Origin of the sequence: Bacillus siamensis KCTC 13613, assembly GCF_000262045.1 — a bacterium.
GTDB lineage: Bacteria > Bacillota > Bacilli > Bacillales > Bacillaceae > Bacillus > Bacillus siamensis.
Genome location: NZ_AJVF01000048.1, coordinates 1 through 1609, shown reverse-complemented (window position 1 = coordinate 1609; position 1609 = coordinate 1). Strand labels below are relative to the sequence as shown.

The 1609-nt window shown below is 57.2% G+C and carries 1 protein-coding gene; it reads left to right on the top strand.

The window, feature by feature from the left end; genetic code table 11:
• Window positions 1–1609 (top strand): YadA family autotransporter adhesin (locus tag Y79_RS1000000121115; RefSeq protein ID WP_162139825.1); only part of this gene is annotated, 1609 nt, incomplete at both ends.

Here is a 1609-nt window from a genome sequence, read left to right as displayed (position 1 = left end):
CTCAACTGGAGAAACTGGTTCAACCGGAGTGACTGGAGAAACTGGCCCAACGGGTCCAACCGGAGTAACAGGAGTAACTGGTGAAACGGGTCCAACTGGAGAAACTGGTTCGACCGGAGTGACTGGAGAAACTGGCCCAACGGGTGCAACCGGAGCAACGGGAGTAACTGGTCCAACTGGAGCAACAGGAGCAACAGGAGTAACTGGTGTAACCGGCTCAACTGGTCCAACAGGAGTAACTGGTGAAACGGGATCAACTGGAGAAACAGGTCCAACAGGACCAACCGGATCGACTGGCTTAACTGGAGCAACAGGAGTAACCGGATCGACTGGAGAAACCGGCCCAACGGGTGCAACCGGAGTAACAGGAGTAACCGGGTCAACCGGCTCAACTGGTCCAACAGGAGTAACTGGTCCAACTGGAGCAACAGGAGTAACTGGTGAAACGGGATCAACTGGAGAAACAGGTCCAACCGGAGCAACAGGAGCAACCGGGGCAACCGGAGCAACAGGAGCGACCGGAGTAACTGGAGAAACTGGTGAAACGGGTCCAACCGGAGCAACAGGATCAACCGGAGCAACTGGTGTAACTGGTGCAACCGGAGCAACAGGAGTAACTGGTGAAACGGGATCAACTGGAGAAACAGGTCCAACCGGAGCAACAGGAGTAACTGGAGAAACCGGCCCAACAGGAGAAACTGGCTCAACTGGAGTGACTGGAGAAACTGGTCCAACCGGCCCAACCGGAGCAACAGGTGTAACCGGAGCGACAGGAGAAACGGGACCAACAGGACCAACAGGAACAACTGGTGTAACCGGAGCAACTGGAGCAACAGGAGCAACAGGCTCAACCGGGGCAACTGGAGCAACAGGAGTAACCGGAGTAACAGGAGCGACTGGAGAAACAGGTCCAACCGGCCCAACCGGAGCAACAGGAGCAACAGGTGTAACCGGAGCGACCGGAGCAACTGGCGTAACCGGCTCAACTGGAGTAACAGGAGCAACAGGTGTAACCGGCTCAACCGGGGCAACTGGAGCAACAGGAGTAACTGGAGCAACCGGCTCAACTGGAGAAACTGGCTCAACCGGAGTGACTGGAGCAACAGGACCAACAGGAGCAACAGGAGTAACAGGAGCGACTGGAGAAACGGGAGAAACGGGCCCAACAGGAGCGACTGGAGAAACGGGCCCAACAGGAGCGACTGGAGAAACGGGAGCAACCGGAGCAACAGGAGTAACTGGCTCAACCGGAGTGACTGGAGCAACAGGAGCAACAGGAGTAACTGGTGTAACCGGCTCAACTGGCTCAACCGGCTCAACCGGGGCAACTGGTGTAACCGGCCCAACCGGCTCAACCGGGGCAACTGGAGCAACAGGAGTAACAGGAGCAACCGGCTCAACTGGAGAAACTGGCTCAACCGGAGTGACTGGAGCAACAGGACCAACAGGAGCAACAGGAGTAACCGGAGCGACTGGAGAAACGGGAGCAACAGGTGTAACCGGCCCAACCGGCTCAACCGGCCCAACTGGTCCAATCGGCTCAACCGGAGTAACTGGCCCAACGGGTGCAACCGGAGCAACAGGAGTAACGGGTCCAACCGGAGTAACC